Origin of the sequence: Streptomyces sp. CAU 1734, assembly GCF_039888735.1 — a bacterium.
Taxonomy (GTDB): Bacteria; Actinomycetota; Actinomycetes; order Streptomycetales; family Streptomycetaceae; genus Streptomyces.
Map to the genome: position 1 here is coordinate 196,704 of NZ_JBDQQP010000004.1, position 22,378 is coordinate 219,081.

The following is a 22,378-nucleotide window of genomic DNA, read 5'->3' on the forward strand; positions in this document are numbered from 1 at the left end:
CGGCTCCGCCCGCCCGCGACCGCCCCGGACACACCTTGTCCGGGGCGGTCGCGGTGTGCCGGGCCCGGCGGACCGTACGGGTGAATCTCGCCCGGCTCCGCCGCCGCGCGCCCCGCCGGCCGGCGCGGGCGGGCAATGGTGGCCCGGTAGCCGCACCGAGCCCCAGGAGCAGCCGCCGTTGTCACCCGCCGCGACCGTTCACGCCTTCGTCCCCGCCTCCCGCCGCCCCCCGGCTCCGGGTGGCGGCGGCACACCGGGCGTACGGGACCGGCTGCTCCGCTCCCTGCGCGCCGCCGCGCCCGCGCTCGCGGCGTATCTCGCGGTGCGGCTCTGCGGGCTGCTGGCCGTGGCCCGGCTGGCACACGCCCAGGGCCACGGGGTCTGGCCGACGCTGGCCGCCTCCTGGGACTCGAACTGGTATCTGGGCATCGCCGAGCACGGCTACACCGACGCCCTCGGCACCCGGGTCAACGCCAACAACCTCGCCTTCTTCCCGCTCTACCCGCTGCTGGTGAAGGCGGTCGCGGCCGTCACCCCCGGCTCGGCGGCCACCGCCGGACTGCTGCTGGCGATCGGCTGCTCGCTGGTCGCGGCCTGGGGAATCTTCGCGGTGGGCGAGCGGCTCCACGACCGCCGCACCGGCACCGTGCTCACCGTGCTCTGGGGTGCGCTGCCGGTGGCGGCGGTGCAGTGGATGGGCTACACGGAATCGCTCTTCACCGCCCTGTCGGCCTGGGCGCTCCACGCGGTGCTGGCCGGCCACTGGCGCTGGGCCGGTGCCCTGGCGTCACTGGCCGGGCTGACCCGCCCCACGGGCATCGCGGTGGCCGCCGCGGTCACCGTCGCGGCGCTGCTGGCGTGCCGCGCGGCACCCGGCCGCCGGGCCGCCGCGCTCACCGGCGCGGCCGTCGCCCCGCTGGGCTGGCTGCTCTTCGTCGCGTGGGTGGGCCTTCGGGTGGGCAGGATCGACGGCTACTTCGCCGTCCAGCGGCTCTGGAAGAACGAGTGGGACGGCGGCCGGGCGACCCTGCTCGAACTGCGCCAGCAGTTCGTCTACGCCAGCCGCCCGCAGCTCTTTCTGCTGATCGTCTCGGCCGTACTGATCGTCTCGGCCGTGCTCTTCGTGCTCTGCGCGCTGGACCGCCAGCCGGTCGCGCTGCTGGTCTTCACCGGCGTACTGCTGCTGGTGGTGCTGGGCAGCGCCGGTGTGTACTTCCCCCGGGCGCGCTTTCTGCTCCCGGGCTTCCCGCTACTGCTCCCCCTGGCCCGCGCCCTGGCCGGGGCCCGGCGCCGGGGCCCGGTGGCCGTGCTGCTGCTCTCGGCCACCCTGCTCTCGGCGTGGACCGGAGCGCACATGCTTCTCGTCTGGCCGGGGCCGCCGTAGCCCTTCGCCTCCGCTATCCGATCGCGAAGAGCACCGCGAGCAGGACGATCCCGGCGGCGGCGGGCGCCATCACCTCGTACGCCCAGCGCACCGCGACACTGCCCTGCGCGGCCGGCCGGGCGCCCTGCATCTCGACAAGCTGGCGGATCTCATCCACCGCGACATCGGAATCCGCCCGGCGCACCGGTACCGACACCCCCGTACCGTCACCGGAACGCCCGGCCTCGCGGGCCTGGCGCATCTGCTGCCGGTTGGCCTTCTTCCGCTGCCGCAGGGAGACGGGCACGGCCCACATCTGGTACTTGGCCCCGCTCTTGCTGAAGATCTCGGTGGAGTACCCCGCGCGGACGTCCTCGACCTCCCCCAGCGGCAGCGTGACCGTACGGAGCGGATTCCGGATCCGCACCCGGTCGTGATTGACGAACACGGCGGGCCGCAGCGTGAAGGCGACGATCACCGGCGCGGCGAGCAGCACGGCGGCGACGGCGAACCAGGGGGTGCGGCCGTATCCGCGTACGACGGCGTCCCCTCCGAGCCAGACCACGAGCGCGAGCAGCAGCACGCCGCCGGCCATTCCGGCGGGTGATCGGTAGACCCGATCGGCGTACGTGGGCTCCACGGGCGACTGCGAGCTGCTCATACCCCGATTCTGCCCCACCCCCGGGCCGGGGGCCCTCCCGGGGCGGGGCCCCTGCGGGTGCGGATGCCTGTGGGGCGGTGTCGTGTCCGCCGCGTGCTGTTCGGGTCGCCCGGGGTGCGGGCCTTCAGGCACCTTCGGCGCCTTGCGGTGCCCCGGGCCCTTGTTCCGTTTACTCCCTCCGGGTCCACCCTCGCCCGATAAGCGGCCCCGGTCGCCGTCCCGCGTAGGCGCGGGAGCGCCCGCCCCCTATACACACCGCTACGCGCGTAGATATGCTCATGTGGTGAGTATGCCCACCGCACCCACCCCCGCCCTCCCGGACATCACCGCCTCCGACCAGACCCTCCGCCGCTTCCTTCACGGGCTCCCCGGAGTCGATCCCGTCGGGCTCGAAGCGCGTGCCGCCTCCCTCGGTACCCGGTCGATCAAGACCACCGCCAAGGCGTACGCCATCGACCTCGCCATCTCGATGATCGACCTGACGACCCTCGAAGGCGCCGACACCCCGGGCAAGGTCAGAGCGCTCGCCGCCAAGGCGGTCCGGCCCGATCCGACCGACCGGCAGACCCCGGCCACGGCGGCGGTCTGTGTCTATCCGGACATGGTCGCCACCGCGAAGGAGGCCCTGGGCGACAGCGGGGTCAAGGTCGCCTCCGTGGCCACCGCCTTCCCCGCCGGGCGGGCCGCGCTGCCGGTCAAGCTCGCCGACACCCGGGACGCCGTCGCCGCCGGCGCGGACGAGATCGACATGGTCATCGACCGGGGCGCGTTCCTGTCGGGCCGGTACATGAAGGTGTACGAGGAGATCCTGGCCGTCAAGGAGGCGTCCGGCGCCGCGCGGCTGAAGGTGATCTTCGAGACCGGTGAGCTGTCGACGTACGACAACATCCGCCGCGCCTCCTGGCTCGGCATGCTCGCCGGCGCGGACTTCATCAAGACCTCCACCGGCAAGGTCGCGGTCAACGCCACCCCGGCCAATACCCTCCTGATGCTGGAGGCGGTGCGCGACTTCCGCGCCCAGACGGGTGTGCAGGTGGGTGTGAAGCCGGCGGGCGGCATCCGCACCACCAAGGACGCGGTCAAGTTCCTGGTGCTGGTGAATGAGACCGTCGGCGAGGAGTGGCTGGACAACCACTGGTTCCGCTTCGGCGCCTCCAGCCTGCTGAACGACCTGCTCATGCAGCGCCAGAAGCTGGCCACCGGCCGGTACTCCGGCCCCGACTACGTGACCGTGGACTGAGCGGACCGACATGACGAAGACGACGAACACCCAGACGAACACCCCGGCGAGCGGCGGCGCCTTCGCGTACGCCCCGGCCCCCGAGTCCCGCTCGGTCGTCGACATCGCCCCCTCGTACGGGCTCTTCATCGACGGAGAGTTCACCGAGAGCAGCGGCCAGGACCGGAACAAGACCGTCTCCCCGGCGACCGAGGAGGTGCTGGCGGAGTACACCCAGGCCAACGCCGAGGACGTCGACCGCGCGGTGCGGGCGGCCCGGAAGGCGTTCGAGAAGTGGTCGGTGCTGCCCGGTGCCGAGCGGGCGAAGTATCTCTTCCGGATCGCCCGGATCATCCAGGAGCGCAGCCGTGAGCTGGCGGTGCTGGAGACGCTGGACAACGGCAAGCCGATCAGGGAGACCCGGGACGCGGACCTTCCGCTGGTGGCGGCCCACTTCTTCTACTACGCGGGCTGGGCCGACAAGCTGGACCACGCGGGCTTCGGCCCGAACCCGCGCGCGCTGGGCGTCGCGGGCCAGGTCATCCCGTGGAACTTCCCGCTGCTGATGCTGGCGTGGAAGATCGCTCCCGCGCTGGCGACCGGCAACACCGTGGTGCTGAAGCCCGCCGAGACGACCCCGCTCTCCGCACTGTTCTTCGCGGACATCTGCCGTCAGGCGGGGCTGCCGAAGGGCGTGGTCAACATCGTGACCGGCGATGGCCGCACCGGTGAGGCCATCGTGTCGCACCCGGGCGTCGACAAGGTCGCGTTCACCGGCTCGACGGCCGTGGGCAAGGCCATCGCCCGGCAGATCGCGGGCACGGAGAAGCGCGTCACCCTGGAACTGGGCGGCAAGGGCGCCAATATCGTGTTCGACGACGCGCCGGTCGACCAGGCCGTCGAGGGGATCGTCAACGGCATCTTCTTCAACCAGGGCCAGGTCTGCTGCGCGGGCTCGCGCCTCCTGGTGCAGGAGTCGGTGCAGGAGGAGGTGCTGGACTCGCTGAAGCGGCGGCTCTCCACCCTCCGGCTGGGCGATCCGCTGGACAAGAACACGGACATCGGCGCGATCAACTCCGCCGAGCAGCTCGCCCGGATCACCGGGCTGGTGGAGACGGGTGAGGCGGAGGGCGCCGAGCGCTGGTCCCCGGCGTGTGAGCTGCCGGAGAGCGGCTACTGGTTCGCGCCGACCCTCTTCACCAATGTGACGCAGGCGCACACGGTCGCCCGGGACGAGATCTTCGGCCCGGTGCTGTCGGTGCTGACCTTCCGTACCCCGGACGAGGCCGTCGCCAAGGCCAACAACAGCCAATACGGCCTGTCGGCGGGCATCTGGACGGAGAAGGGCTCGCGCATGCTCGCCGTCGCGAGCAAGCTCCGGGCGGGTGTCGTCTGGGCCAATACGTTCAACAAGTTCGACCCGACCTCGCCGTTCGGCGGTTACAAGGAGTCGGGCTTCGGCCGCGAGGGCGGCCGTCACGGCCTGGAGGCTTACCTCGATGTCTGAGACAGCGCGACTCTCCGTTTTCAAGACCTACAAGCTGTATGTGGGCGGGAAGTTCCCGCGTTCCGAGAGCGGCCGGGTGTACGAGGTGACGGACTCGAAGGGCAAGTGGCTGGCGAACGCGCCGCTCTCGTCCCGCAAGGACGCCCGGGACGCGGTCGTCGCGGCCCGGAAGGCGTTCGGCGGCTGGTCGGGCGCGACCGCGTACAACCGGGGCCAGATCCTCTACCGCGTCGCCGAGATGCTGGAGGGCCGCCGGGAGCAGTTCGTCCGTGAGGTGGCGGACGCCGAGGGGCTCTCGAAGTCCAGGGCGGCGGCCCAGGTGGACGCCGCGATCGACCGCTGGGTCTGGTACGCGGGGTGGACCGACAAGATCGCACAGGTGGTCGGCGGGGCGAACCCGGTGGCGGGTCCGTTCTTCAATCTCTCCACACCCGAGCCGACCGGTGTGGTGACGGTGCTGGCGCCGCAGGAGTCGTCCTTCCTGGGGCTGGTCTCGGTGATCGCGCCGGTGATCGCGACGGGCAACACCGCCGTGGTGATCGCGAGCGAGAAGGCGCCGCTGCCCGCGCTCTCCCTGGGCGAGGTGCTGGCCACCTCCGACCTGCCGGGCGGTGTGGTCAATGTGCTCTCCGGCCGTACGGCGGAGATCGCGGCCCCGCTCGCCGCGCACCAGGATGTCAACGCGATCGACCTGACGGGCGCGGACGAGGCGCTGGCGAAGGAGCTGGAGATCGCCGCCGCCGAGAATCTGAAGCGTGTGCTCCGCCCCGGGGCGGGTACGGACTTCTCCGCGGACCCCGGCACCCGCCGGCTGACCGCCTTCCTGGAGACGAAGACGGTCTGGCATCCGACGGGCGCGCTGGGCGTGTCCGGCTCGTCCTACTGAGATCCGGGGACGACACCTGATCGGGAGCCCCGGCCGTCCCGCCCGGCGGCCGGGGCTCCTTTCTGTCCGGGGTCCCGGGCGGCTACAGCGGGAGCGACTGCGCCACGGAGCCGATCAGGGGCAGGTCCTGGATCGAACCGCCCCTGGCGAGAGGTCCGGTGACCAGCTCGGTGGAGATGGGCTTGAAGTCGGCGACCTGGGTGCCGACACCATTGGCGAGCGGGTCGCTGCCGGTCTTGGCCAGCGGGTTGAGCTGGTGGTCCTTGAGGTAGCCGACGCCGGCGACCGAGTTGGTGACCGCGCCGAGGACCCCTTCGGCCGGGCCGGTGAGGACCGGGCCGAGCGCGTCGGTGCCGGCGAGCGGGATGGGGGCGGCCGGAAGTGCCGCGGGGGCCGCGTGCGCGGTGCCCGCCATGCCGAGGCCGGCGGCCACCGCCGCGGCGGTGGTCAGTCCCGCGCGGAGCGGAAGGCGCCGGGGGTGAGGAGCTTTGTGACGTGCCATGAGGTTCCCGCCTGAGTGGGTAATCGGACGAGCACTCAGAGTAGTTGAGGTGTGATCCTCAATCCACCGCCCTCCCCGTGGGTCCCCTTCACGGGTCAATGCCTCAGACTGGTGTCCCGTGACCGCATCCCCCGCTTCCCCGTCCGCGCCCGCGCGCGTGCTGCTCCTCACGGGACCCTCCGGCTCCGGAAAGTCGTCGCTCGCCGCGCGCACCGGACTGCCCGTGCTCCGTCTCGACGACTTCTACAAGGACGGCGACGATCCCACGCTTCCGCTGGTCGCGGAGAGCCGGGACATCGACTGGGACTCACCGCTGTCCTGGGACGCCGAGGCGGCCGTCGCCGCGATCGCCGAGCTCTGCCGCACCGGACGGACCACGGTTCCGGTGTACGACATCTCCGCCAGCGCACGGGTGGACCGGGAGGCGTTCACCATCGGCCGCGCGCCCCTGTTCGTGGCGGAGGGCATTTTCGCGGCGGACATCGTGGCGCGCTGCGAGGAGCTCGGCATTCTGGCGGACGCGCTCTGTCTGCGGGGCCGCCCGTCGACCACCTTCCGCCGCCGGCTCGCCCGCGATCTGCGGGAGGGCCGCAAGTCGGTCGCCTTCCTGCTGCGGCGCGGCCTGCGGCTGATGCGGACCGAGCGGGGCATCGTGGCCCGTCAGGCCCGTCTGGGGGCGTACCCCTGCGGCAAGGAGGAGGCGCTGAGCCGGGTGGCGGCGGCGGACCGGCGCTGTGCCTCGCGCGCGGGCGGGAGTGCGCTGCCGCATGCCGGTGTGCCCCGTACGGCGGGATCCGCGCCGGCCGCCGAGGTGTGACCTCCCCGGCCGGGAACAGCCGGGAACAGCCGGCACACAAGAAGAGAGCGGGACCGGACAAGACCCCCCGGCCTGTCCGTTCCCGCTCGCTTCCCCCGTTGAACCACGTGACCCGGCGGGTTCCGGGAGCCCCCACGACTCCCATGAACCCCCGCGGGTCTCCCCCGTGATCCCCCCACATGCCCGCCGTCTCCCCCGAGACCGCGGCCCCCGCTCTTTCCCCCGTAGCCTCAGGCCACCAGCTCGCCGAAGGACTCCTCCTCGTCACGGCCGAAGCTGAGGACCTCGTCCTCGCGCAGCCGGCGGAGCGACCGCCAGATGCTCGACTTCACCGTGCCGACACTGATGTCCAGGATCTCCGCGATCTCCGGGTCGGTGCGGCCCTCGTAGTAGCGCAGGACCAGCATCGTCCGCTGGAGTTCGGGCAGCCTGGCCAGCGCCTGCCAGAGCACCGCTCGCAGCTCCGTGCCCCGCATCGCGTCGGTGTCGCTCGCCGTCTCCGGCAGCTCCTCCGTGGGGTACTCGCTGAGCTTGCGCCGGCGCCAGGCGCTGATGTGCAGATTGGTCATGGTGCGGCGCAGATATCCCCCGACCGCCGCCTTGTCACTGATCCGGTCCCACGCCCGGTAGGTGGAGAACAGCGCGCTCTGGAGCAGATCCTCCGCCTCGAAGCGGTCGCCGGTCAGGTGGTAGGCGGTCGCGTACAGAGAGGAGCGCCGCTCCTGTACGTAGGCGGTGAACTCCGCCTCCGACAGACCCGGCTTTCCCCCGTCCTCCCCGTACGCCGCCCCCGTACCCATGACGCCGGCCCCCGTGCCGGTGTCCACAACCGTCATGTACGACGGCTTGTGCTGACGGCCGATACCGCGAACGCACCCCCGTCCGTTCACGGCACCGGACTTCTCGGTACTCCGCCCGACGTCGTGGAGACGCGTGACAACTGCGCTTGAGGTGGTGCTGTGCAGTGCGTTCATCTCGCGCCCCCCGTCGAGTGGAGTGTGTTTCCGTCCGTGTGCCACAAAGCTTGCCCAGGCGATTTCATGGCGGTGTCCGCTCACTGTCACAGCACTGTCACAGGGATACGGCTGAGGCCGGCGCGGCCTCACGGGCCGTACGGGGAGAGGCGGACGGACCGCTTCCGGCGGGTGGCCGGACTCCGCCGCGAACCGCCCCCGGCGGGCGGGGGAAGGGGCGGCAGTCGTACTCCGGCGCAACCATGGGCCAGAATGACCTCCGTGCCTTTCCTGTTGCTGATCGAGGACGACGACGCCATCCGCACGGCCCTCGAACTCTCCCTGTCCCGCCAGGGCCACCGTGTGGCCACCGCGGCGACGGGCGAGGACGGCCTGAAACTGCTGCGCGAGCAGCGGCCCGACCTGATCGTGCTGGATGTGATGCTGCCCGGGATCGACGGTTTCGAGGTGTGCCGCCGCATCAGACGCACCGATCAGCTGCCGATCATTCTGCTGACCGCCCGCAGCGACGACATCGATGTGGTCGTCGGCCTGGAGTCGGGCGCCGACGACTATGTGGTGAAACCCGTGCAGGGGCGGGTGCTGGACGCCCGTATCCGGGCCGTACTCCGCCGAGGTGAGCGGGAATCGACCGATTCGGCCACCTTCGGATCGCTGATGATCGACCGCTCCGCGATGACCGTCACCAAGAACGGCGAGGATCTGCAGCTCACGCCGACCGAGCTGCGTCTCCTGCTGGAACTGAGCCGGCGGCCCGGTCAGGCGCTCTCCCGGCAGCAGCTGCTGCGGCTGGTCTGGGAGCACGACTATCTCGGGGACTCCCGGCTGGTGGACGCCTGTGTGCAGCGGCTGCGGGCGAAGGTGGAGGACGTGCCGTCCTCACCGACCCTGATCCGTACCGTGCGCGGTGTGGGCTACCGGCTGGACGCGCCCCAGTGACGGCTCCGGCACCGGCCGGCGGCACGGGAGGTGCCCGGTGACCGCGCCGGCGAAACGCGCGATAGTCGCCGGTCTGCGCCTGACCAGTCTGCGGCTGCGGCTGGTCGTGGTCTTCGCGGTGGTCGCGCTGACCGCCGCGGTCTCCGCCTCGGGGATCGCGTACTGGCTCAACCGCGAGGCCGTGCTCACCCGCACCCAGGACTCGACCCTGGACGACTTCCGCGACCAGATGCAGGACAGGGCGGCCTCCCTGCGGCTCTACCCCACCCAGGGCGAACTCCAGGCCGCCGCCGACCAGATGGCGGGCGGCAAGGCCGGCTACAGCGTGCTGCTGCTCGGGGAGCGCGCCAAGGACAAGCCGATCGTGGCCACCTCCGACGCGGACGCCTTCACCTATGACGACGTGCCGGTGCGGCTGCGCGAGGCGGTCAATGACAAGCAGGCGGTCGGCAAGGGCAATTCCGCGCCGTACCACCTCTACTGGCAGCGGATCCAGCGCGACGGCACACCGTATCTGGTGGGCGGTTCGCGGATCGTCAACGGCGGGCCCACCGGCTATCTGCTCAAATCCCTGAACCAGGAGCGGGAGGATCTCAACTCGCTGGGCTGGTCGCTGGCGATCGCCACCGCGCTCGCGCTGATCGGCTCGGCACTGCTCGCGCAGGCCGCGGCGACCACCGTGCTGAAGCCGGTGCACCGGCTGGGCGAGGCGGCCCGGCGGCTCGGCGAGGGCAAGCTGGACACCCGGCTGCGGGTGTCCGGCACGGATGAACTCGCCGAACTGGCGCGGACCTTCAACAAGACGGCGGAGTCGCTGGAGAAGAAGGTCGCGGACATGAGCGCGCGGGAGGAGTCCAGCCGGCGCTTCGTCGCCGACATGTCCCATGAGCTGCGTACGCCGCTGACCGCGCTGACCGCGGTCACCGAGGTACTGGAGGACGAGCTCGACAGCCTCGACCCGATGATCGCGCCCGCCGTGAAGCTGGTGGTCAGCGAGACCCGCCGGCTGGGTGATCTGGTGGAGAACCTCATGGAGGTGACGCGCTTCGACGCGGGCACCGCCAAGCTCGTCGTGGACCGGGTCGATGTGGCCGACCAGGTCACCGCCTGCATCGACGCGCGGGCCTGGCTGGACGCGGTGGAGCTGGACGCCGAGCGCGGGATCATGGTGCGGCTCGATCCCCGGCGCCTCGATGTGATCCTGGCGAATCTGATCGGGAACGCCCTCAAGCACGGCGGCTCACCCGTCCGCGTCTCCGTGCGGCGCTCCGGCGAGGAGCTGCTGATCCGGGTGCGCGACCACGGCCCCGGGATCCCGGCCGAGGTGCTGCCGCACGTCTTCGACCGCTTCTACAAGGCGAGCGCCTCCCGGCCGCGCTCGGAGGGGTCCGGTCTGGGCCTGTCGATCGCGATGGAGAACGCGCACATCCACGGGGGGACCATCACCGCCGAGAACTCCCCCGACGGTGACGGCGCCGTCTTCGTTCTGCGGCTGCCGCTGGACGAGTCCGGCCCCGATGACGAAGGGGACGGCACCGCCGCCGAGGCGGACGGCCTGCCGGAGGGAACCGAGCGGGGAGAGGAAGGCACTCAGTGAGGAAGTCCGCCCGCCCGGGCCGCCGGCGCACGGCCGGACCGGGGATAGGCACGGGGCCGGGCCGCTCCGCCGGGCGCGGGGCGGCGGCACTGCTGGCCGGTGCCGCGGTGCTGCTGGCCGCCGGGTGCGGCATCAGGACCACCCAGGTGCCGGTGGACGCCGGTCCGGCCCCCTCCCGTATGCCGTGCGAGGTCAGCGGCGAGAACGTCACCGACAGCCGGCCGCTGCCCGTGCGGGTGTATCTGGTCTGCGCGGCCCAGCTGAAGTCGGTGGACCGTACGACCAGTCCGCCCGCGGTGGGCTCCGCCGGGACCCGGCTGCAGATGGCGCAGGCACTCCTGGCCGAGCTCCAGCGCGATCCCTCGGCGGAGGAGCGCGAGGCCGGGTTCGACACCTTTGTGCGCGGGCCGATGGTGATCGGACCGGCGCGCGCGGGCGATCCGGACGGCACCCTGCGGCTCAGCCGTCAGCCGGAGGATCTGCCGGACGCGTCGCTGGCGCAGATCGTCTGCACCTTCGCGGACAGCCAGGCGGCGGCGCCGGGCGGCTCGGTGATCCTCGGGGGGCCCGGGGAGTATCCGCCGCGGACGTACGCCTGCACCGACCGGATCAAGAACCGTCCGGAGCGGGCCGTGCCGACGGTGGGGCCGGAACCCTCCCCCTCGTCCTGAGGCGGCGGGGGCGGCCCCGCCGTTCCCCGCCCGCCGTTCCCCGCCCGCCGTTCCCCGCCCGCCGGGCCGCGCCCGGATGTCCGGGCCCGGTGGTCGTCCGGGGCCCGGAAACGGAGCGGAACCGAAGCACCCGCGCCATGCGTCTTGTGTGTCGTGCAGCGTCAAGGTACAGGCGGCAGCGTCGCCATCCGCTCGCGCGCGGCGGGGATTCTTCTCCTCGCCGCGCATCTGCTGCTCGTCTCCTGGCTGGCCCTGCGGCCCCTGGACGTGCCCTGGGTGTCGGCCGCGAATCTCGAACCGCTCGCCGGGATCAAGGCGAATCTGGCGCTCGGCCCGGCCGAGGCCGTCCACCGGATCGGCGGGGGGCTGCTGCTGCTGGCGCCGCTGGGGATACTGCTCCCGATGGCGGGCGGGCGGCTGGCCGTCTCCCCGCTCTGGTCGCTGGCCCGGACGGTCACCGCGGGGGCCCTGATCTCGCTCACCATCGAGCTTCTCCAGACCGGGGTGCCGGGCCGGGTGCTCGATGTCGATTCGCTTCTGCTGAACACGGCCGGGGTGGCCATCGCCCATCTGCTGGTGGTGCCGCTCGGCCGCGCCCGGCTCCGCCGCCGCGGGCGGCCGGGTCCGCCGGTGCCGCGCGGACGGGGGCCGCGGCCGGCGCCGCGCCGGACGGCGGCCGGGCGCGGCCCCGAGGCCGGTGCCGTCCTCAGGGAGGGTGCCGCTCAGGGTGCGACCCCGACGATTACCAGGGTCGGTATCGCACCGTAGGCCGATCCGCCGGGGGTGGGGGCCGGGGCACCATGGATGTATCGGGAGCAGCCGCTCACCGAAACCACGAACGGTCTCGCGAAGGAGCCCACCATGGCCGCACTTGTCCGCCCCCGCGAAGGACGCATGATCGGTGGAGTGTGCGCGGCGCTGGGACGGCGCTTCGGCATCTCCGCACTGGCGATGCGAGGGATATTCCTGGCCTCGTGTCTGCTTCCGGGGCCGCAGTTCCTGCTCTATGCCGTGCTCTGGATGATGCTGCCCGCCGAGGGGCGGACCAGCCCCAAGACCGCCTGGTAGCCCGCTCGCGCCGACGCGTGAGAGCGGGGTGCGTGTCCTTCGACGGGACACACACCCCGCTCCACTGCCGAAACCGTGCGGGACGGTACGGCACCGGCCGGCAGCCGTTCAGGGGAAGGTTCGGCGGACGGCCCTGGATCAGATGAGGCCGGTTCCCACGGGAAGCCCGCCGGTCGGGAGGCCGCCGGTCGGCAGACCACCGGTGACGGCGTCGGTCGGCAGACCGCCGCCCGGGAGCACCTTGGTGAGGGAGTTGACCGGCAGACCGCCGAGCAGGCTGCCCACCAGGTCGGTGGGGGCCTCCGGGGCGAGCGCGCGCTGCCCGGCGCCCTGGAGGGTGCCCGGCGCGGTGGCCAGACCCTCCTGAAGAGCGCCCTGCGCGCCGGCCAGGGACTCGGGAGCACCCGCCGGAAGCTTGGTGAGCGTGTCCCCGACCGGCACCGCACCGGCGACGGAGTCCAGGGAGGGTTCGGGGAGACCGGCGGGCGCGGCGGTGGCCGTACCCGCGGCGGCGGCGGCGAAGGCGGCACCGAGCGCGGCGACGGCGAGAGTCTTGGCAGCAGACTGCTTCATCAGGGGTTTGTCCTTGGGACGGGGAATATGAGCGGCTCAGCAAGCTAGCCATACGCCCAGGGCCGAGGCAAACACCCGGAAGCGGCCGGGTGTTGCGTTTCCCGGCCGCTCCCGAAAATGTTCCGCGGCTGCTATTCGGCGGAAGAATCGCTGGTCGTGGCCGTCTGCCGGAACAGCCATTCGGATTTCAGCTCGGCATATCCCGGCTTGATGACGTCATTGATCATCGCGAGTCGTTCATCGAAAGGGATGAACGCGGACTTCATCGCGTTGACGGTGAACCACTGCATATCGTCGAGCGTGTATCCGAAGGTATCGGTCAGCAGCTCGAATTCACGGGACATGCTGGTGCCCGACATCAGACGGTTGTCCGTATTGACGGTGGCCCGGAAGTGCAGCCGCCGCAGCAGCCCGATCGGGTGCGTCGCGTACGACTCGGCCGCACCGGTCTGGAGATTGGAGGTGGGACAGAGCTCCAGCGGGATGCGCTTGTCACGCACATACGAGGCGAGCCTGCCGAGCCGCACCTGGCCGTCCGCGGAGACCTCGATGTCGTCGATGATCCGCACACCGTGCCCGAGGCGGTCGGCGCCGCACCACTGAAGTGCCTGCCAGATCGACGGCAGGCCGAACGCCTCGCCCGCGTGGATGGTGAAGTGGTTGTTCTCCCGCTTGAGGTACTCGAAGGCGTCCAGGTGCCGGGTGGGCGGGAAGCCGGCCTCCGCGCCCGCGATGTCGAAACCGACGACACCCGTGTCGCGGTAGCGGTTGGCCAGCTCGGCGATCTCCAGCGCGCGGGCGGCATGCCGCATGGCGGTCAGCAGGGCGCCGATCCGGATGCGGTGGCCGCTCTCCCGGGCGATGCGCTCACCCTCCCGGAAGCCCTCGTTGACCGCCTCGACGACCTCTTCGAGGGTGAGGCCGGCTTCCAGGTGCTGCTCGGGGGCGTAGCGGATCTCCGCGTACACCACGCCGTCCTCGGCGAGGTCCACCGCGCACTCGGCGGCCACCCGGATCAGCGCGTCACGGGTCTGCATCACGGCGCAGGTGTGCGCGAAGGTCTCCAGATAGCGCTCCAGCGAGCCGGAGTCGGCGGCCTCCCGGAACCAGACGCCGAGCTTGTCCGGCTCGCTCTCGGGGAGAGCGTCATAGCCCTGTTCACGGGCGAGTTCGATGATCGTGCCGGGACGCAGCCCGCCGTCGAGGTGATCGTGGAGGAGCACCTTCGGAGCGCGGCGGATCTGTTCCGCGGTGGGCGTATTGAGGGTCTGGCTCGTCATTTGCGCACTCTAGCCCCTACGCGCGTAGAGCGCCCCCGGTCGATACGTAACAGTGACCGCGCGTACGGGTGGCGTACCCCCGTACTTCTGAGACTGTTCTGGCATGGCACACGGTGCGCGGCCCCGACAGCGGGGCGTCCAGGCGAATGTCGGGCGGCAGCGGTGAGGCGCGAGGTCCGGCTGGGCCGGGCATACGGCCCACGCGGTGCGGAACCGGACCGGACGGTGGGCGGAGTCGTCCTGCTGCTCCCGGACGGCGAGGCGGAATCCGACCGGCCGCCCTCCCCGCTCTCCTTCACCCGGCTCCTCCCGCTCGGCCGGACACTGGCACGGGCGGGACGCCCGGAGGGGCTGGTGGTGCACTCGGTGCACTACGGCTCCCGGGGCTGGAACGGCACGGACGCCCGGCTCGCGGTGGACACCACCGAGGCGGCGGACGAGGTCGTGCGGCGGTACGGGGACGTCCCGGTCTGCCTGGCCGGCCACGGCTTCGGAGGCCGCGCCGCGCTCGCGGCGGCGGACCACCCGGCGGTCCAGGCGGTGCTGGCGATGGCGCCCTGGCTGCCGGCGGACGAGCCGGGGGCGGAGCAGGAGCCGGTGAAGCAGCTGGTGGGCCGCCAGGTGCTGATCGTGCACGGCACCAATGACCACCGGACGGATCCGGACCTCTCCTATCGGCTCGCCGAGCGCGCGAAGAAGGTGAACCGGAACATATGCCGGTTCGAGGTCCACACGGACGGGAACGCGCTGCGGCAGCACCATGCGGAGGTGCTCGCCCTCGCGCGGGACTTCGTGCTGGGCTCGCTCTTCCCGCACCCGTACTCGCGCCCGGTCGCGGACGCGCTGGCGGCGCCGCCGCCACTGGGCCTGCGCATGCCCTTGGCCGCGGGCTTCGGCAAGTCCCTCCGCCCGTAGGCCGCCTTCCTGTTCCTGGGGCTCGGCCCGGGGGTGTCCACCGGCGGCGGGGCGGTTTTGGTCACCCTGGTCCGGGGGTGCCGCCGCCTCAATCGCCGGCTGGGCTTGTGTGTGCGGGTTGCCTGATTCCCCGGGCCGGGTGCTTGTTGGTGCGGGTTGGGTGCCGCTCCGGTTCGGCACTGGGGCTGCATGATTTACGGCGCATGTACCGCCCTTGTTTTGGTCTTTCTCCTGTGCGCCACAAATCACGCTTGACGCCCCAGCACCGCTCCTGCGCGTCCCCCCTTCCGCGAGTAAGCCCAGTGCGTGATGACGGTGCTCTGCCCGTCCGTGCGTTCCGAGTCGGTTTCACAAGGCGGGGAACCCGGGTCCGGAAGGTCACCCGGGGGTGGGTGGGTGAGGGGCGTCAGAGTGGGCGGGTGCCTCTGGGCGGGCGCTCCCGCACCAGAAACAAGCGGTTCCGGGCCGGGGGCCGCTTATCGGGCGACGCTCGTGGAGGGGGTGTGCAGGGTCGTCCCCGGAAGAGCCGGCGGCAATACCCGGGTACGCAGGACAAGGACCCGAGTTCCGCCGGCTCTGAGGAGTCGAGCCCGGAGGACCCCCGGGCCGTCACGGAACAAGGTGTCCCGCTCCGTACCAACAGCACCAAACCAAGCCCCGCCGGCGTTTGAGGCGCCGGGTCCGGGGCGGAGCCCCGGGAAAGCACCGCACCCCCGGGACCCCGAACAACACGGGCAACGACGCGACACCGCCCCCACACCAACCCGCACCCGCGAACAAGGGCAAGCAAAATCAAGCCCCGCTGGGGGTACCTCCCAGGCGAAGCTCTGGGGGAGATTGAGGCGCCGGGTCCGGGGCGGAGCCCCGGAAAGGTACCCGCGCCCACGGGCGAGGGCGCACAACACTCCGTCCCGCCGGAGGCAGACGTCGCAAGGGCCCGGGGCGGAGCCACGGGAAAGGGGCCGCGCCCCCGTTAGTCCGGGAGGAGGCGGCCTCGCCGGGAGAGGAGGAACTTTTTGAAGGCGGCCACAGGGGCCGTGTCGGGGTGGCCGTCCAGCCACGCGACCCCGATCTCTCGCACCGCCCTCGGCGCGGTGACGGTCAGCTCGACCACACCGGGCCGCGCCACCGCCGGCGGTGGCAGCAGCGCCACCCCGAGCCCCGCGGCGACCAGCCCGCGCAGGGTCTCCGCCTCCTCGCCCTCGAAGGCGACCCGGGGAGTGAAGCCCGCCTGCGCGCAGAGGTCGTCGGTGATGCGGCGCAGCCCGTACCCGGGCTCCAGGGTGACGAAGACGTCGTCGGCGGCCTCCGCGAGCCTGACCCGCCGGCGCCCGGCGAGGCGGTGGTCGTCGGGGACGACCAGCCGCAGCCGCTGCTCGTCGAGGCGGCGCGCCACGAGATCGGGCGCGTCGGGCACGGGCGAGGTGAGGCAGAGGTCGAGATCGCCCGAGCGCAGCCCGCCGAGCATGGCCTCGCCGTAGTTCTGCACCAGGGTGAAGCGGATCCGGGGATGGTCGGCGCGGAAGGCGCGGAGCAGGCTGGGGACGGTCTCGGAGCCCATGGTGTGGAGAAAGCCGAAGGCGACCTTCCCGGCGTGCGGGTCGGCGTCGGCGCGTACGGAGTCGGCGGCCCGCTCGACCTCGGCGAGGGCGCGTTCCACCGAGGTGAGGAAGGTGCGGCCGGCCGGGGTGAGGGAGACGGTGCGGCCCTTGCGGGCGAAGAGGGCCACCCCCAGGTCCTGCTCCAGCCGGACGACGGCCCGGGAGAGCGTGGACTGGGGCACGCCGAGTTCCTGTGCGGCGCGGGTCACATGCTCGTGGCGGGCGACCCCGGCGAAGTACGCGAGGCGGGGGGCGAGCAGAAGCGATGTGTCCTCTTCGAATTCTGCGTAACTGCCCTGTGACAGCCGAGGCTGTGAGCTCTGCTTATGCACCATGGGAACGATTATCGCCGTTTCATGCATTGGACGCATGATCCTGGTCGGTCGTACGTTCGGGACATGCCTGCCAGTACCAAGGCGTCCACCGAGGTGGGCGCCGTCGCCATTGACCTGAACACCTCTTCTCCGGACGGGCCGCCCGCCGGGCGCGCCCCGCGCGGCGACTGCGCGGCGGAACCGCCCGCCCCGGCCTCCGGGCAGCTCTCCCCCGGCCGTCCCGGCTACCGCCGGATGAGCCTGGCCCTCTTCGCGGCCGGCCTGGCCGCCTTCGCGCTGCTGTACTCCACCCAGTCGGTGCTGCCCGCGATCTCGGGCGAGTTCGGTGCGAGCGCCTCGGCGGCGAGCTGGACGGTGTCGGCGGCCACGGGCGCGCTGGCCCTCTTCGTACTGCCGCTGAGTGTCCTCTCCGAGCGGTTCGGGCGGCGGACCATGATGACCGCCTCGCTGACGGTGGCGGTCGGGGTCGGGCTGCTGGTGCCGTTCGCGCCGAATCTGGAGTGGCTGGTGGTGCTGCGGGCCGTGCAGGGCGCGGCGCTCGCCGGGCTGCCGGCCTCGGCGATGGCGTATCTGGCGGAGGAGGTGCGCCCCCGGGCGCTGATCGCGGCGATCGGGCTGTTCGTCGCGGGCAACAGCATCGGCGGGATGAGCGGCCGGGTGGTCACCGGCTGGGCGGCGCAGCTGTGGGGCTGGCGGGCCGGGCTGGTGGCCGTGGGCGTGATGGCGCTGGTGTGCGCGGTGGCCTTCCGGCTGCTGCCGAGGGCCCGGCACTTCACGCCGGGGACCCTGAGCCCGAAGGCGCTGGCGGTGACGGTGCGCGGGCATCTCTCCGATCCGCTGCTGCGGCGGCTGTACGCGATCGGCGCGCTGTTCATGACGGTGTTCGGCGCGGTCTACACGGTGATCGGCTACCGGCTGGCCGAGGCCCCGTTCGGTCTGCCGCCGGGGGTCATCGGCTCGGTCTTCGTGGTGTTCCTGGTGGGTACGGTCTCGTCGGCGGCGGCCGGAAAGCTGGTGGGACGGCTGGGACGGCGCGGGGCGCTGTATCTGGCGGTCACCACGACCGCGGCCGGACTGCTGCTGTCGCTGGCGGACTCGCTGACCGCGGTGCTGCTCGGCCTGGTGCTGATCACGGCGGGCTTCTTCGCGGGGCACGCGGTCGCGTCGGCCTCGGTGAGCCGTACGGCGAAGACGGGCCGGGCCCAGGCGTCGGCGCTGTACCAGTCGGCGTACTACCTGGGCAGCAGCGTGGGCGGCACCCTCGGTGCCATCGCCTTCCACGCGGCGGGCTGGGCCGGGACGGTGGGTCTGGGCCTGCTGGCGGTGACCGGCGTCGTGTCGATCACGCTGTACGGGACGCGGGTGGCGCGGGCCGCCCGGCGGCGGACGCCGCTCGCGACGGTGCCGGCCACCGCCCGCTGAGGGTCCGGACAGGCCCGAAAAGCGGTGTCCGAAAATGCCGTATCCGGGGGCGGGCGCCGACTGTAGCCGGATTGAGACTGATTTCGCACAACTACGTCCCCGATCCACATGTCCAATAGGGCAACCGGCGTATTCGCGGCGGTTGTTGTTCCGGATGAGGATCGAGGGGGCGTGGCGACGGTGGGGAACGCGGTGAGAGGGACACGGGCGAAGCGGGCAGCGGGCCGCCGGGCCGGGGTGGCTCTGGGGCTGACCGGTCTGGTGGTGCCGCTGACCATGGCGCTGGGCAGCACTCCGGCCGCCGCGGCGGCGGCCTGCACGGCGGGCAAGGGCCCGTATCAGAAGCAGGTCGAGAAGTTCCTGGGACGGCCGGTGGACGGCAAGCAGTCGTCGGCCGACTGCAAGGCCATCCGGTCCTTCCAGACCAAGCACGGCATCGCCCCGGCCTCGGGTTTCGCGGGGACGCTGACCTGGCAGGCGATGGACACGATGCTCCAGCAGAAGGCCGCCGGGAAGACCCCGAACAAGGCCGGGAAGTGCCCGGTGAACAAGGGCCGGATCGCCTGTGTCGACCTGACCCGGCAGCTCTCCTGGATCCAGGACGGCAAGAAGCTGGTGTACGGCCCGGTCCCGGTGCGCACCGGGAAGAAGGGGACCGAGACCCGTACGGGCGCGAGGAAGATCTACTGGCGGAACATCGACCATGTGTCGTCGATCTACAAGGTGAAGATGCCGTACGCCCAGTTCTTCGACGGCGGGCAGGCGTTCCACTCGGTGACGAAGTCGATGTGGAATCCGCCGGGCTCCGCGGGCTGCGTCAACATGCGTCCGGCCGAGGCGAAGGCATACTGGAAGCTGTTGAAGAAGGGCGACGACGTGTACGTCTACGGGCAGAAGCCCGGTACCTGAGCTCCCGTTGTCAGTGGCGTCTTGTAGGTTCACGGAAGCTGGTGCCAATGGGCGACAGGGGTGGACCCGATGAGTGATCTGGCAGCACAACAGGATCTGGATACCGAGCTGGAGAAGTACCGGCGCGAGCTGACCGGTTACTGCTATCGCATGCTCGGCTCGTCCTTCGAGGCGGAGGACGCCGTCCAGGACACGATGGTCCGTGCCTGGCGGAACATCGAGAAATTCGAGGGGCGTTCGTCGCTGCGGTCATGGCTCTACCGCATCGCGACCAATGTCTGTCTGGACATGCTCAACGCGGGCAATCGGCGGGCCCGTCCGATGGATCTCTCCGGCCCCACGCCGGTGGCGCAGGCGCAGCTCAATGCCCGCCCCGAGGCCACCTGGCTGGAGCCGGTTCCCGACGGGCGGGTGCTGCCGGCGGTCGCCGATCCGGCGGAGCGCGCGGTGGAGCGGGAGACGATCCGGCTGGCGTTCGTCGCGGCGCTTCAGCATCTGCCGCCGAAGCAGCGGGCGGTGCTGATCCTCCGTGAGGTGCTGGCGTGGAAGGCAGCCGAGGTGGCGGAGTTGCTGGACACCTCGGTCGCCTCCGTCAACAGCGCGCTCCAGCGGGCGCGGGCGACCCTGGCCGAGTCGCCGCCGACCGCGAGTGATCCGGCGAATCCGCTGGACGAGGAGCAGCGGGAGCTCCTGGAGCGGTATGTGGCCGCCTTCGAGGGATATGACATGGAGGCCCTGAAGAAGGTCCTCCATGACGACGCCACCCTCTCCATGCCGCCGTTCGATCTCTGGCTCCAGGGCCACGAGAACATCGTGGGCTGGATGCTGGGCGTGGGCGCGGTCTGCCGCGGTTCGCGGCTCATTCCGACGGTGGCCAATGGCATGCCGGCCTTCGCGCACTATCACGCCGCCGAGGACGGCCGCGGTCACACGCCGTGGGCGCTGATGGTCATGGACATCCGGGACGGCAAGATCGCCGGTATCAATTCCTTCCTGGACACCAAGCGCTGGTTCCCGCTCTTCGATCTGCCGGCGTGGCTGGAGCCCCTCGCGCCGATGGAGCCCGCGCGGCCGGCCGAGTCCTGATGTCCGCCGGTCCGGCCCGGGAGTTCGCTCACCCGGGCCCGGACCGGGGCCGGGTGACGGTGTGCGGGCCGGGCGGCACCGTGTCGTCCGCTCCTGTCGCGCCGAGGCCCACGAGTTCGAGCAGGGAGAGCAGTTCGGGCCGGGCATTGCGCAGGGTCACTCCCCGCCCGGCCCGGCGGGCGGTGAGCCGCAGCCGGGCCACCGCCTCCACCGAGGCGAGGTCGGCCCGGGTCAGCGCGGCCAGATCGCACACCACCTCGCCGGCCCCGTCCCCGTAGAGCTCGCGCAGCCGCTCACAGAGCGGCGGCACATCGGCGAGGGTGACCTGCGCGGGCATGACGAGGACATAGGGCCCGGGGGGCACACCCGGGCCGGCGGTTTCCATGCTCATGTCTCATGAGACCGGCCGGGCGGGATGAACTCATCGGTGGGGGTCAGCCGAGGGGGGAGGGGCGGGGAGATGGATCATCTCCCCGCCCCTCCGCGCCCGGAGCCACGGGTCCCGAAGTGGCTCGGGCCGGGGCGCGGGCGCTGGGCCGGGGCGGTCGTCGGGGGCCGCTCCGCGTGAGCAACCGCAGGTCAGGCGATGCGGTCCAGCACGATCGGGTTGGCGGTGAAGCCGGTGCCGGCCGGGGCGATGTCGAAGGCGGACTTCAGGGAGTCCAGGGCCCAGCCGAACTTCTCGGGGGTGTCCGTGTGCAGGGTCATCAGCGGCCGGCCCGCCGTCACCGTGTCGCCCGGCTTGGCGTGGAGCTCGACACCCGCGCCCGCCTGGACCGGGTCCTCCTTGCGGGCGCGGCCCGCGCCGAGGCGCCAGGCGGCGAGGCCGATGTCGTACGCGTCGAGGCGGGTCAGCACTCCGGAGGACGGGGCGGTGACGACATGCGTCTCGCGGGCGACCGGGAGTGCCGCGTCCGGGTCGCCGCCCTGGGCGGCGATCATGCGGCGCCAGACATCCATGGCCGAGCCGTCGGCCAGGGCCTTCGCCGGGTCGGCGTCCCTGATGCCCGCGGCGTCCAGCATCTCGCGGGCCAGCGCCAGGGTCAGCTCGACCACATCGGCCGGGCCGCCGCCCGCCAGGACCTCCACCGATTCGCGGACCTCCAGGGCATTGCCCGCGGTGAGACCGAGCGGGGTGGACATGTCGGTGAGCAGGGCGACCGTCCTGACCCCGCTGTCGGTGCCGAGCGCGACCATGGTGGAGGCCAGCTCGCGGGCGTCGTCGATGTTCTTCATGAAGGCGCCGCTGCCGACCTTGACGTCCAGCACCAGGGAGCCGGTGCCCTCGGCGATCTTCTTGGACATGATCGAGGAGGCGATCAGCGGGATGGCCTCCACGGTGCCAGTGACATCGCGGAGCGCGTACAGCTTCTTGTCGGCCGGGGCGAGTCCGTCACCGGCGGCGCAGATGACCGCGCCGGTGGTGTCCAGGACGTGCAGCATCTCCTCGTTGGAGAGCAGGGCCCGCCAGCCGGGGATGGACTCCAGCTTGTCCAGGGTGCCGCCGGTGTGGCCGAGGCCCCGGCCGGAGAGCTGCGGCACGGCCGCGCCGCAGGCGGCGACGAGCGGGGCCAGCGGCAGGGTGATCTTGTCGCCGACGCCGCCGGTGGAGTGCTTGTCGGAGGTGGGGCGGGAGAGGGTGTCGAAGGACATCCGCTCGCCGGAGGCGATCATCGCGGCGGTCCAGCGGGCGATCTCCGTCCGGTTCATGCCGTTGAGCAGGATCGCCATCGCCAGGGCCGACATCTGCTCGTCGGCCACCTCACCGCGGGTATAGGCGTCGATGACCCAGTCGATCTGCTCGGGGGTCAGCTCGCCGCGGTCCCGCTTGGTGCGGATGACGGAGATGACGTCCATGGGGTTCCTCCAGATTGGCAGCACAGGTTCGCTGTGCGCTCCATGGGCTCTACGCGCATAGAGACGCTTGATGACGAGGGTAGACGAGGGAAAAGAACAAGGAGCGGGGAGGCAGGCGGCACCCCGGCGGGGAAACCGGCGGAGCACCGGCCGGGAAAGGTCGCGGCCCCTCCGCCGGGAGCGGAGGGGCCGCGAG

Annotated in this window: 22 protein-coding genes; 14 read left to right on the plus strand and 8 right to left on the minus strand. The window is 71.8% G+C overall.

Annotated features, from left to right (window positions below; translation table 11 throughout):
* Window positions 1–178: 178 nt before the first annotated feature.
* Window positions 179–1,384 carry a hypothetical protein gene (locus tag AAFN69_RS09170; RefSeq protein WP_347727847.1) on the plus strand — a complete coding sequence of 402 codons (1,206 nt, stop codon included), beginning with the start codon at window positions 179–181 and terminating at the stop codon, window positions 1,382–1,384.
* A 13-nt stretch (window positions 1,385–1,397) separates the two neighbouring features.
* On the opposite strand, the gene AAFN69_RS09175 is transcribed toward AAFN69_RS09170, so the two are convergent.
* Window positions 1,398–2,024, minus strand: coding sequence for a PH domain-containing protein (locus AAFN69_RS09175; RefSeq protein ID WP_347727848.1), 627 nt, complete (start codon window positions 2,022–2,024; stop codon window positions 1,398–1,400).
* Between the two features lie 289 nt (window positions 2,025–2,313).
* On the opposite strand from AAFN69_RS09175, the gene deoC reads away from it, so the two are divergent.
* From deoC to AAFN69_RS09190, 3 genes are read left to right on the plus strand one after another with little or no spacing between them, the layout of a single operon-like run.
* Window positions 2,314–3,264: a deoxyribose-phosphate aldolase gene (deoC, locus tag AAFN69_RS09180; RefSeq protein ID WP_347728097.1), complete on the plus strand. Its 951-nt coding sequence runs from the start codon at window positions 2,314–2,316 to the stop codon at window positions 3,262–3,264.
* Window positions 3,265–3,274: 10 nt separating this feature from the next.
* Complete coding sequence (locus tag AAFN69_RS09185) at window positions 3,275–4,750, plus strand: aldehyde dehydrogenase family protein (RefSeq protein ID WP_347727849.1); 1,476 nt, start codon at window positions 3,275–3,277, stop codon at window positions 4,748–4,750.
* Window positions 4,743–5,636, plus strand: coding sequence for an aldehyde dehydrogenase family protein (locus tag AAFN69_RS09190; RefSeq protein ID WP_347727850.1), 894 nt, complete (start codon window positions 4,743–4,745; stop codon window positions 5,634–5,636). The genes AAFN69_RS09185 and AAFN69_RS09190 overlap by 8 nt, the downstream gene beginning before the upstream one ends.
* An 82-nt stretch (window positions 5,637–5,718) precedes the next feature.
* Here the strand turns inward: AAFN69_RS09190 and AAFN69_RS09195 are convergent, their stop codons facing one another.
* Window positions 5,719–6,138 (minus strand): hypothetical protein, encoded by a 420-nt coding sequence (locus tag AAFN69_RS09195; RefSeq protein WP_347727851.1) that lies wholly within the window; start codon window positions 6,136–6,138, stop codon window positions 5,719–5,721.
* 118 nt (window positions 6,139–6,256) lie between these two features.
* Between AAFN69_RS09195 and AAFN69_RS09200 the strand changes: the two genes are divergently transcribed.
* Complete coding sequence (locus AAFN69_RS09200; protein WP_347727852.1) at window positions 6,257–6,955, plus strand: ATP-binding protein; 699 nt, start codon at window positions 6,257–6,259, stop codon at window positions 6,953–6,955.
* A gap of 230 nt (window positions 6,956–7,185) precedes the next feature.
* Here the strand turns inward: AAFN69_RS09200 and AAFN69_RS09205 are convergent, their stop codons facing one another.
* Window positions 7,186–7,929: a SigE family RNA polymerase sigma factor gene (locus AAFN69_RS09205; protein ID WP_347727853.1), complete on the minus strand. Its 744-nt coding sequence runs from the start codon at window positions 7,927–7,929 to the stop codon at window positions 7,186–7,188.
* Between the two features lie 261 nt (window positions 7,930–8,190).
* On the opposite strand from AAFN69_RS09205, the gene afsQ1 reads away from it, so the two are divergent.
* The 5 genes from afsQ1 (at window position 8,191) to AAFN69_RS09230 (ending at window position 12,204) form a co-directional block, all read left to right on the plus strand.
* The gene (gene afsQ1 / locus AAFN69_RS09210) at window positions 8,191–8,868 is read left to right on the plus strand and encodes a two-component system response regulator AfsQ1 (RefSeq protein WP_323371832.1); all 678 of its coding nucleotides are present in this window, start codon (window positions 8,191–8,193) and stop codon (window positions 8,866–8,868) included.
* 37 nt (window positions 8,869–8,905) lie between these two features.
* On the plus strand, window positions 8,906–10,465 hold the full coding sequence (locus tag AAFN69_RS09215) for a HAMP domain-containing sensor histidine kinase (RefSeq protein ID WP_347727854.1): 1,560 nt from the start codon (window positions 8,906–8,908) through the stop codon (window positions 10,463–10,465).
* A gap of 44 nt (window positions 10,466–10,509) precedes the next feature.
* Window positions 10,510–11,136, plus strand: coding sequence for a hypothetical protein (locus AAFN69_RS09220; protein ID WP_347728098.1), 627 nt, complete (start codon window positions 10,510–10,512; stop codon window positions 11,134–11,136).
* A gap of 153 nt (window positions 11,137–11,289) precedes the next feature.
* Window positions 11,290–11,904 carry a VanZ family protein gene (locus AAFN69_RS09225; protein ID WP_347727855.1) on the plus strand — a complete coding sequence of 205 codons (615 nt, stop codon included), beginning with the start codon at window positions 11,290–11,292 and terminating at the stop codon, window positions 11,902–11,904.
* Between the two features lie 93 nt (window positions 11,905–11,997).
* Entirely contained in the window at window positions 11,998–12,204 is a 207-nt protein-coding gene (locus AAFN69_RS09230; RefSeq protein ID WP_347727856.1) for a PspC domain-containing protein, read from the plus strand.
* A 138-nt stretch (window positions 12,205–12,342) separates the two neighbouring features.
* On the opposite strand, the gene AAFN69_RS09235 is transcribed toward AAFN69_RS09230, so the two are convergent.
* Both AAFN69_RS09235 and AAFN69_RS09240 read right to left on the minus strand, forming a co-directional pair.
* Entirely contained in the window at window positions 12,343–12,777 is a 435-nt protein-coding gene (locus AAFN69_RS09235) for an ATP-binding protein (protein ID WP_347727857.1), read from the minus strand.
* Between the two features lie 131 nt (window positions 12,778–12,908).
* Entirely contained in the window at window positions 12,909–14,057 is a 1,149-nt protein-coding gene (locus AAFN69_RS09240; RefSeq protein ID WP_347727858.1) for an adenosine deaminase, read from the minus strand.
* Window positions 14,058–14,282: 225 nt separating this feature from the next.
* Between AAFN69_RS09240 and AAFN69_RS09245 the strand changes: the two genes are divergently transcribed.
* Window positions 14,283–14,972, plus strand: coding sequence for an alpha/beta hydrolase (locus AAFN69_RS09245; RefSeq protein ID WP_347727859.1), 690 nt, complete (start codon window positions 14,283–14,285; stop codon window positions 14,970–14,972).
* Window positions 14,973–15,945: 973 nt separating this feature from the next.
* Here AAFN69_RS09245 and AAFN69_RS09250 read toward each other — a convergent pair.
* Complete coding sequence (locus tag AAFN69_RS09250; RefSeq protein WP_347727860.1) at window positions 15,946–16,908, minus strand: LysR family transcriptional regulator; 963 nt, start codon at window positions 16,906–16,908, stop codon at window positions 15,946–15,948.
* A gap of 63 nt (window positions 16,909–16,971) precedes the next feature.
* Here AAFN69_RS09250 and AAFN69_RS09255 point away from each other — a divergent pair, with 63 nt between their 5' ends.
* The 3 genes from AAFN69_RS09255 (at window position 16,972) to AAFN69_RS09265 (ending at window position 20,325) form a co-directional block, all read left to right on the plus strand.
* Complete coding sequence (locus AAFN69_RS09255) at window positions 16,972–18,330, plus strand: MFS transporter (protein WP_347727861.1); 1,359 nt, start codon at window positions 16,972–16,974, stop codon at window positions 18,328–18,330.
* A 276-nt stretch (window positions 18,331–18,606) separates the two neighbouring features.
* Window positions 18,607–19,239 (plus strand): L,D-transpeptidase family protein, encoded by a 633-nt coding sequence (locus tag AAFN69_RS09260; protein ID WP_347728099.1) that lies wholly within the window; start codon window positions 18,607–18,609, stop codon window positions 19,237–19,239.
* A 69-nt stretch (window positions 19,240–19,308) separates the two neighbouring features.
* Complete coding sequence (locus AAFN69_RS09265; protein ID WP_347727862.1) at window positions 19,309–20,325, plus strand: sigma-70 family RNA polymerase sigma factor; 1,017 nt, start codon at window positions 19,309–19,311, stop codon at window positions 20,323–20,325.
* Window positions 20,326–20,353: 28 nt separating this feature from the next.
* Here the strand turns inward: AAFN69_RS09265 and AAFN69_RS09270 are convergent, their stop codons facing one another.
* Together AAFN69_RS09270 and AAFN69_RS09275 are read right to left on the minus strand one after the other, a co-directional pair.
* Window positions 20,354–20,716 carry an STAS domain-containing protein gene (locus tag AAFN69_RS09270; protein WP_347727863.1) on the minus strand — a complete coding sequence of 121 codons (363 nt, stop codon included), beginning with the start codon at window positions 20,714–20,716 and terminating at the stop codon, window positions 20,354–20,356.
* A 188-nt stretch (window positions 20,717–20,904) separates the two neighbouring features.
* Window positions 20,905–22,182 carry a thymidine phosphorylase gene (locus AAFN69_RS09275; RefSeq protein WP_347727864.1) on the minus strand — a complete coding sequence of 426 codons (1,278 nt, stop codon included), beginning with the start codon at window positions 22,180–22,182 and terminating at the stop codon, window positions 20,905–20,907.
* Between the last annotated feature and the right edge of the window lie 196 nt (window positions 22,183–22,378).